At 34.2% G+C, this 8,700-nt stretch carries 7 protein-coding genes; 5 read left to right on the top strand and 2 right to left on the bottom strand.

Going from position 1 to position 8,700, the window contains the following annotated elements; genetic code table 11:
• Positions 1–94: 94 nt before the first annotated feature.
• The 3 genes from Q7P22_RS14690 to Q7P22_RS14680 all read left to right on the top strand — a co-directional run bounded on the left by Q7P22_RS14690 (position 95) and on the right by Q7P22_RS14680 (position 1,957).
• On the top strand, positions 95–769 hold the full coding sequence (locus tag Q7P22_RS14690; RefSeq protein ID WP_303865127.1) for a hypothetical protein: 675 nt from the start codon (positions 95–97) through the stop codon (positions 767–769).
• 23 nt (positions 770–792) lie between these two features.
• Complete coding sequence (locus Q7P22_RS14685) at positions 793–1,107, top strand: DUF3784 domain-containing protein (protein ID WP_303865126.1); 315 nt, start codon at positions 793–795, stop codon at positions 1,105–1,107.
• A 316-nt stretch (positions 1,108–1,423) separates the two neighbouring features.
• Complete coding sequence (locus tag Q7P22_RS14680) at positions 1,424–1,957, top strand: ATP-binding protein (protein WP_303865125.1); 534 nt, start codon at positions 1,424–1,426, stop codon at positions 1,955–1,957.
• Positions 1,958–2,244: 287 nt separating this feature from the next.
• On the opposite strand, the gene Q7P22_RS14675 is transcribed toward Q7P22_RS14680, so the two are convergent.
• Positions 2,245–2,757, bottom strand: coding sequence for an amidase domain-containing protein (locus tag Q7P22_RS14675; RefSeq protein WP_170128228.1), 513 nt, complete (start codon positions 2,755–2,757; stop codon positions 2,245–2,247).
• Positions 2,758–3,073: 316 nt separating this feature from the next.
• A complete protein-coding gene (gene zupT / locus Q7P22_RS14670; protein WP_303865124.1) occupies positions 3,074–3,907 on the bottom strand; it encodes a zinc transporter ZupT in 834 nt (277 codons plus the stop codon).
• 271 nt (positions 3,908–4,178) lie between these two features.
• On the opposite strand from zupT, the gene Q7P22_RS14665 reads away from it, so the two are divergent.
• Both Q7P22_RS14665 and Q7P22_RS14660 read left to right on the top strand, forming a co-directional pair.
• Positions 4,179–5,408, top strand: a complete 1,230-nt coding sequence (locus tag Q7P22_RS14665) for an exonuclease SbcCD subunit D (protein ID WP_303865123.1) — start codon at positions 4,179–4,181, stop codon at positions 5,406–5,408.
• On the top strand, positions 5,383–8,700 hold a 3,318-nt coding region (locus tag Q7P22_RS14660; RefSeq protein ID WP_303865122.1), incomplete at its 3' end, for an SbcC/MukB-like Walker B domain-containing protein. The genes Q7P22_RS14665 and Q7P22_RS14660, both read left to right, overlap by 26 nt.

Raw genomic sequence — 8,700 nt, 5'->3', positions numbered from 1 at the left:
ACCCATGAATTCCAATACTTTAAGACAATTATTCATGTGCGAAGTTTGAGTTATTAAAAGAATCGATTATGCGATTAATGAAACACAAAATCTAATGGACAATGATCTGATTCTTTTTGTTGACGATTGTTTTTCAGTTGATACAGATAGAGCAGTTGCTATACTCAATAAACTGCATCGAAGTTATGGAGGGACGAAGAAAGCATTTATAGAAGCAAGAATATCAAATATAATTGGTAAGGGTTTTCTAGATAAAATCCCTCATAGTGTGTTATATGGGATGCAGATAGGAGTTGAGTGCGGATACGATCAGGGTCTAAAAGCAATTAAAAAAGGAATAACTGTCAAACAATTATATCAAGGACTTCATATAATAGCAAAAGCGGGGTTAAGTAAGATAGTAAACCTTTCTTTTATTATTGGTTTTCCATGGGAAAGTAGAGATGAAATAGAGAAAACATTAAATACAATTGAAGACATTGCATCCCGATATAATATTTTGTGTAATCTTAACTGGCTGATGCTGTTACCATCCGATCTATGGAAGGTTAGGCATAAGTATGGAATTAATGTGGATGAGTCTATATATGATGATCCGTTATGGATGCGCAATGAAGATACTTTTAGAAAAACACATCCTCGTATTTCGGATGAATTATTTCAATATGTTGATAGACGTATACAAATAATGAAACTAAATTATTTGAAGGTGGTTTATAATCGTGTTGATATAGTTAAAAGAAAAGACTCGTTTCTTAACAGACTGTAGGATTAGTAGAATTGGAGGTAATGATGAAAGAATATATTGATGTAGTTATCCTAGTTGTGTTCCTTATAATGACTATATTATTATTAATTGGAAATGGTGCGGGATTTGTAGCGGGCTTGAATACTATGCCGAAACAAGAAAGAGAGCAGTATGATAGTAGAAAGATTAGTCGTCAGATGGGTGTAATATTTTTATTTATAGACGTACCATTGCTTTTAACAATTATTTTAGATAGAATTGGTAAATGGAGGGATCAATATTCTGATTATATGGCTATATACACGGTGATAGTAGCTATTGCCGGTGTAGTGTATATTAGAAAGAGTAATAAAAAGTAAAAACGGTCGAAAATTACAATAAAATGACCATTTTTTTGCTAGCAGAATTAAATCTTGTGATATGGTAGGTACCAAAGACCTATGTAACTGAGAGGGAGGAACTCTTACTGATGTAATCATGGGTTGTATATAACCTAGGCTGAGTAAAAATATAGGGGGCTCTGTTTGTCCGGGTGAGTGCTATTCGCAACACCGGACAGGCAACTTTGCCACTACATAATATTCTTTGAACTTGTCAGATTCATAATATAGTATTGACCATAACACAAATACAATAAAACATGATTCGAAAAATCATCTATCAATCATATATACATTGGTTCAAAATGAAGAAAAAGAAAAATCTCTTAAACATATATCCGATATAATAATGGTTTTCGGTGAACAAAAGGAATATACCCATTCTGGAAATATTTCAGTGGATAGTATTTTAGATTTCAAGCTGCAAGAGACAGAGCAAAAGAAAATAAAAACTACACTGGATGTTAATGTCCCGGAAGAATTAAATGTTCCGTCCTTTGATATGGCGGTTATATTAGGGAACTTACTTGATAACGCAACAACGGCTGTTTCTAAGCTAATAGAGGAAAGATATATTAATATTATAATAAAATATGACAAGGGTCGATTTGTATTACATATTGATAATCCGTTTGAAGGAGAAATCATTAAGGAAAACAATACATTTCTCACAACAAAGTTGGATAAGTCCAATCATGGTGTTGGTCTTCAAAGTATTAAAGCTGTTTTAGAAAAGTATAATGGTTCCATAGAAATAGAACATAATGAAAAAATCTTTTCTGTTACTTTATTGATGTATATCGAATTATTTAAGAGCAATTGTTGTTAATGATATGCTCCCTTCCAAGCAAACAAGTTTTTATTATTTCACTTGTCTACCTAGAAGTGAGCATATCAGTTTTTCAAGATGCTATTGCAACAGCCCATTTGCTTGTTCTTAAGAGTGATACTATTTGTGTCTAAGTTGCTAGGTTATGGAGATCCTTCGTCGCCAAGGCTCTTACATTTCCTCGCCCCTAGGGGAGATATGTTTTTCTTCCGCTTTCAACTTTCCGCTTCCTGCCTTTAAGTCTTTCCCGTCCAACCTTCCAACTGACCAACCGTCCAACCGTATTTTCATCTGTTAATACTCGTAATATGATGAAAAATCGCTTCTTTAAAGTTCTTCCTCCAGGTTACGTTTCTTCCATTAAAGGTATGTTGTGATACTACGGGTTCGCCCGTTATAGGATCAAACCCAGTGATAATAGTTGAGTGTTGAATTCGATCTTGAAAATTCTTGTATTGTATAAGGTCTCCTATCTGCACTTTTCCAGCAATATCTCTAGAGTATAAATCTTGATTTGCTAAGTAATAAGTATCTGCTTTTATGCCAAAGCTTCTATTTTCCACTGTAGTAGTTCGTATATACCAATAAAGTGAATGGGCTACAGCCCAGCTGATAGAAGTTTGACCATTGTTATACCACCAAGGGTGTGTATTATTATAGTCGTTTTGAGCGCCACCAGCCCGTAAGCATTGAGAGATAAAATTTGTACAGTCATCATTTTCAAAGTACACATAATCTGGATTAGGGTTTAGAGCATATTGTAAAGCGTATTGAACGGCAGCATTTCGATTGTAAATCACCTTTGTCACATCCTTTCTTGCTATATCATACGCACTGTTAAGAAAAGAGTGTATGAAAAAGGTGGTCGGGTGGTCAGTAAAACCTTTTTAGCTGAAAGCTGAATGCTGAAAGCGGAACTTTAGTTGGAAAAGCTTGATTAGTTAGCTAGTCAGAAAGGCCATGCTTTTTTGGTGGGAGCTAATGAAGAGTAGGGTGCCTTAGCAGGTCACCATGGGTGACCTAAATTTCAGCTGTCAGCTTTCCGCTTTCCGCAAATACTCAATTGTTGATACCACCCCTACCTTTTATATAAGACTTAGAATTAAAACAGGTGATTTACATGAAAAGTAATAAGCTTACGGCCATGACAGCCATTCCAGCTACTAATCCATACATTGCTAGATGTGTTTCAGCATAAGCTCTTGCTGTTGGTAATAACTCATCTAAGGAGATAAATACCATAATTCCAGCTACAATACCAAATAAAATGCCTATAAATAATTTCATGCTGCCAAAAAAGGCATACAGTAAAAAGTATCCGATTATTGCTCCAAGAGGTTCAGATAGCCCTGATAAAAGAGATAACTTAAAAGATTCCTTTCGGTTACCAGTAGCATAAAAGACAGGTATAGATATAGCAATTCCCTCAGGTATATTATGAATCGCAATGGCAATAGCGATAGGAATACCCAATGAAGAATCTTCTATAGAAGCTACAAAAGTTGCTAAACCTTCAGGAAAATTGTGAATGGCTATAGCGAGCGCCGTGAGGACGCCAATTCTTTTTAATTTGTGATTAGAGTGTTTGTCGTGTTGATTTATATATTCAACCATCTTGATTTCTTCGGCGATATGTGGCTCGTGGGGATTATCTTCAGTTGGCACTAATTTATCGATGATAGCAATAATTAATATTCCCGCAAAAAAAGAAGCAACTGAAACCCAAGGACCTAATTCACTTCCTAATTCTCTAGTAAGATAAGCCCTAGATTCTGGTAAGATTTCAATCATAGATATGTAAACCATTACTCCTGCAGAAAAGCCAAGAGCAAGAGATAAAAACTTATAGTTTGTTCTCTTTGTAAAAAGGGCTAAAAGACTTCCAATCCCTGTAGATAAACCTGCAAATACAGTAAGCCCAAATGCAAATATAACATTATTAAAGTCCATATTACACTCCTTCGTCACGAAACGACATTTATTTTAACATATTATAACACGAATTAAGTTGTAATTTCTAGGTTCTAAGTTCTAAGTTAGAAGTTGTTGTGAACAGACAAAAAATGTGGCTGAAAGCCGAAAGCTGAAAGCGGAACTTTCTATGGAATTTAGTACTAACAACTATATATTTGCTTACTACCCTGCCACCTTACCACCTTACTACCTCGTATGTTATAATAGCTATTAATAGAAAAACAGCTAAAGAAAAAGGTGGAGTTTTATGCGTATCTTACATACTGCGGACTGGCATTTGGGAAAACACTTAGAAGGATTTAGTCGTATGGACGAGCAAGAATCCTTTCTAGAGGATTTTATAGAGATTGTTCAAAGAGAAGAAGTAGATATGGTTATCATTGCAGGGGATATTTACGATACCAGTAATCCCCCTGCTCGAGCAGAGAAGATGTTTTATGATACCCTTAAAAAGATATCTGCTCATGGGGAGCGTTTGATCTTAGTTATAGCTGGCAATCACGATAATCCAGAGCGTTTAATTGCTGCAGGACCTTTAGCAAGAGATCATGGGATTATTATGCTTGGCACCCCAAAGACAGTAGCTCAAACGGGCTCTTATGGAGAGCATAAAGTAATTGCTAGCAGTGAGGGTATGATAGAAGTAGAAATCAACGGAGAAAAGGTCGTAATTCTAACCATTGCTTACCCTAGCGAAAAGAGATTAAATGAAGTTTTGTATAAGGAATTGACTACAGATGAAGAAAAATTAGCAACTTATGCAGAGAGGATACAAGCTCTCTTTACAGAGCTAGAGAATTATTTTAGAGAAGACACGATTAATGTAGTAGTCAGTCATTTGTTTGCTATGGGAAGTGAGGAGGAAGGCTCCGAAAGAAATATACAGCTTGGAGGAAGTTATATTATTGATGGAAGGTATTTTCCACAAAAGGCACAGTATATCGCATTAGGCCATATTCACAAGCCTCAAATCGTGCCAGGTACTCAAAAAAGAGCTCGCTATGCTGGTTCGCCTATTCATTACAATAAAAAAGAAAGACATTTTCAAAAAAAGTGCTTCATTGTAGATTTAGAGCCAGGACAAGAAGCTCTTATTCATGAAGTTCCCCTAAAGGTGTACAAGCCCATAGAAGTTTGGCAGTGTGATAGCATTGAAGAAGCAATTGCCCTATGCGAAGAGAATAGCACAAAAGAATGCTGGACTTATTTGGAAATCAAGACCCAGCGTTTTATTAGAGAAAATGAAATCAAGACTATGAAAAATTATAAAAAGGATATCATTGAAATCATGCCCATATTATTATGTGATGAAAAACCCAGAAATGAAATAACAAATATGGCCGATAAATCCTTCGAGGATATTTTTCGAGAGTTTTATAAAAATGAAAGAGAGACAGAGCCTGATGAGGAACTTGTTAATATGCTACTAGAGCTGGTTAAGGAGGATATGTATGAAGCCGCTGAAGCTGAAGGTTAAAGGGTTAAATAGTTTTATAGAAGAACAGGTAATCGATTTTGAGAAGCTGACCCAAAAAGGCTTATTCGGCATTTTTGGTCCTACGGGTAGTGGTAAATCTACAATACTAGATGGAATTACCTTAGCTTTATATGGAGAAATGGCTCGAAAAAGCTCAAATTATATTAATACTAATGTGGATACCATGGAAGTGAGCTTTGAATTTCAAATTTCATCTGCTCAAGTGAAAAAATACCGTGTTACTAGGGATTTTAAAAGGGACAAATCAGGAAGCATCCACACAAAATTAGCACGAATTATTGACATTACAGAGGAGCAAGAAAATATACTTGAAGAACAAGTACGCCAGGTAAATAATAAATGCCAGGAAATCATCGGATTAAATATTGATGACTTTACGAGGACGGTGGTCCTACCACAAGGGAAGTTTAGTGAGTTTTTAAAATTGCAGGGCAAAGAACGAAGGGAAATGCTAGAGCGCTTGTTTAATCTCGAAAAATATGGAGATGAGTTGTCTCAAAAGCTGTACAATGAAATCAGCAAGTACCGACATGAAGAAAGTGAAATGAGTGGACAGTTAAAAAGTTATGAAGATGTAAACAAAGAACTCATAGATGAAAAAGAAAAACAAATGAGCACTATCAAAGAAGAACAAGAGCGTATGAATATAGAGAAGGTTAAAATGGAAGACATATACTCAAAGTCTAAGGCCTTGTGGAATCTACAATTAGAGCTAAATAAATACATGGAAGATATGAATATTCTAGAAGAACAAAGGGAAGAAGTCAAAGAGTGGAACGAAAAAGTGCAACTAGGACAAAAAGCATTGAGGGTTCTTCCATATATTCAAAACTTTGATAAAAAGATAAAGGCCATAGAGGCTGAAAAGAAAAAAAATGATGAGCTAAGTAATCAATTAAAATCTATTGAATCAAAAAGAGCAGAGATTCTAGAAAAATACGATAAGGCCCATAAATCAAAAGAAGACGAATTGCCTGTATTACAGGAACTTCAATTTAAACTTCAAGATGGGCTAGCAATTGAAGAAGCATTGGGTGCCTTATACAAAGAAAAAGAAGCCCTAACAAGAGAATTTAAAGAAAATACACAAAATTTAGAGAAAAAACAAAAGAAAAAAGAAAATTTGCAGAAAAAAGTAAAAGAGACAAATGATGATATAACAAGTAAAGAGCAGGAACTTGAAAAGGTAAATAGTCCTCATGAGTATGTAGAACAACTTCGTATGGCCTTCTCTATAGATCAAAAAATAGATGAATTAAAGGCTACTAAAATTCAAAGAGAGAATGAACGAAAAGGCATTCTAAAAGATATGGATGATACAAAAGGAGAATATGATTTTTTAAAGAAAGAAATAGAAGAACAGGAAAAGTCATTAATAGAACAAAATGAAAAACTACGCTCCTTAACTCAGTCTCCACCTGGAGATGATGAATCCCTTCTAGTATCTAGCAATCAATTAAATGATTACAAGAATAAATGGAAGATGTATAGTGATTACTCTTTAGCGATAAAGAATCAGGAAGAAGAGATTAAAAATTACGAAAAGGAATTAGAAGAGAAGAAAAATAAAAAAATAGCTTTAGAAGAAGAGTTTACTTTGTTAAATGAAAACATAAACCAACTCAAAACAGAGAACATAGCTCTTTCTCTAAGAGAAAATCTTAAAGAGGGAGACTCTTGCCCTGTTTGCGGCTCTACAATGTATAATATAGAAGTAAGCGATTCTTCTAGGATTAATGTAAAGAAATTAGAGGAATCCTTAAAGGAAAAATCAGACTTAATTCACTCTTTATCTGCACAAATAGCAAAGGCAGAAGGAGAATTGGGACTAGAGAACAAAAATATTCTAAAAATAAAAAGGGATTTAGAGTCTTTAGGTGAAGATTTCTTAGAGCATCCTATTGAGATATTAGAAGAAAATTTTAAAAAATTACAAGAAAGCATTCAAAAACACAAAGAAGAAAAAGACAAGCTAGAACAGAGAATTCAAATAATAACAAAAAAAAATACAGAAAAACAAATCACTTTTAGCGCATCTGTGGAAAGACTTAACAATTACAGTACTCAAAAGACACAAATTTCGGCTCAATTAGAAACGATCAAAAAGGAATTACAGGAAAATCAAATAGCACTAGAAAATTTCCAAAAGAGTTTGCAAATTCCTGATATAAAGAAAGAAATGCAAGAAATAAACGAAAAAGAAAGGATAAAAAATGATCTACAAAATCAATTAAAAACACTAAGGGAACGATTAAAGGTCGATCAAGAGCAAGAGGGGATTCTTATTAAAGAAGAATCGGACTTACACACTATTTGTACTCAAAAGAGTTCAGATTTAAAGGCAGTAGAAAAGAGTATTGAAGAAAAGAAAAACTCTCTACTCTCTAAGCTTAGGCAGATTTCTGATATTTCTAAAGAATTAGAAAAGACAAAAGAAAAGATTGAAAAGATTAAAAAAGATTTTGAAACAAGCCAAAATCAAAAGGAAAAAAACGATACAGATTTTAGCCAATACAGCGAAAAGCTAAACACAAGTAAGTCCTATCTTCTTTCTATGGAAAAAGAGCTTCAAGAGGTACAGGAAAGCTTAAAAGTAAAACTATACGAAGAGAATTTTGTAACAGCAGAAGAAGTGAGAGATTGCTCTTTGACTTTAGAAGAGCTTAACAAGCTACAAAAGAGAATCGACAAATTCAATAATGATTTTAATCAATTAAGTGGTGCTGTAAATCGAATTCTAAAGAACATGAGTGGAAAGAATATATCCCTAGAAGACTATGAAAAAATACAAGAAGACTGGGAAAAAATCAACACTCAAGAAAGAGAACTAGAGACCAAGAGAATACGCTTTGAGAATGAATTAAATAATATGGGGAGAAGATTAGACGAAAAAAAGAATATAGAAAAAGAGAAAAGAAAAATAGATGAAAAATTAGGCCTTTTACGGGATTTAGAGAAATTATTTAAGGGAAAACGCTTTGTAGAATACGTAGCTTCCTATCAGCTTCAGTATGTATCCTTAGAAGCATCTGAAAAGCTAAAATGGATTACTAGAGGAAATTATGGTCTTGAAGTAGATGAAAAAGGAAAATTCATCATTCGAGATTATAAAAATGGGGGAGCTATAAGAGATGCTTCGACTTTATCAGGTGGAGAAACGTTTCTAGCATCTCTTGCATTAGCATTGTCTTTATCTGCTCAAATACAACTTAAGGGTACTGCCCCCCTTGAATTCTTCTTTTTAGATGAGGGTTTTGGCACCCTTGACGAT

It is taken from the genome of Alkalibaculum bacchi, assembly GCF_937875145.1.
Taxonomy (GTDB): Bacteria; Bacillota; Clostridia; order Eubacteriales; family Alkalibacteraceae; genus Alkalibaculum; species Alkalibaculum bacchi_A.
This window is presented reverse-complemented; position numbering and strand designations above follow the sequence as displayed.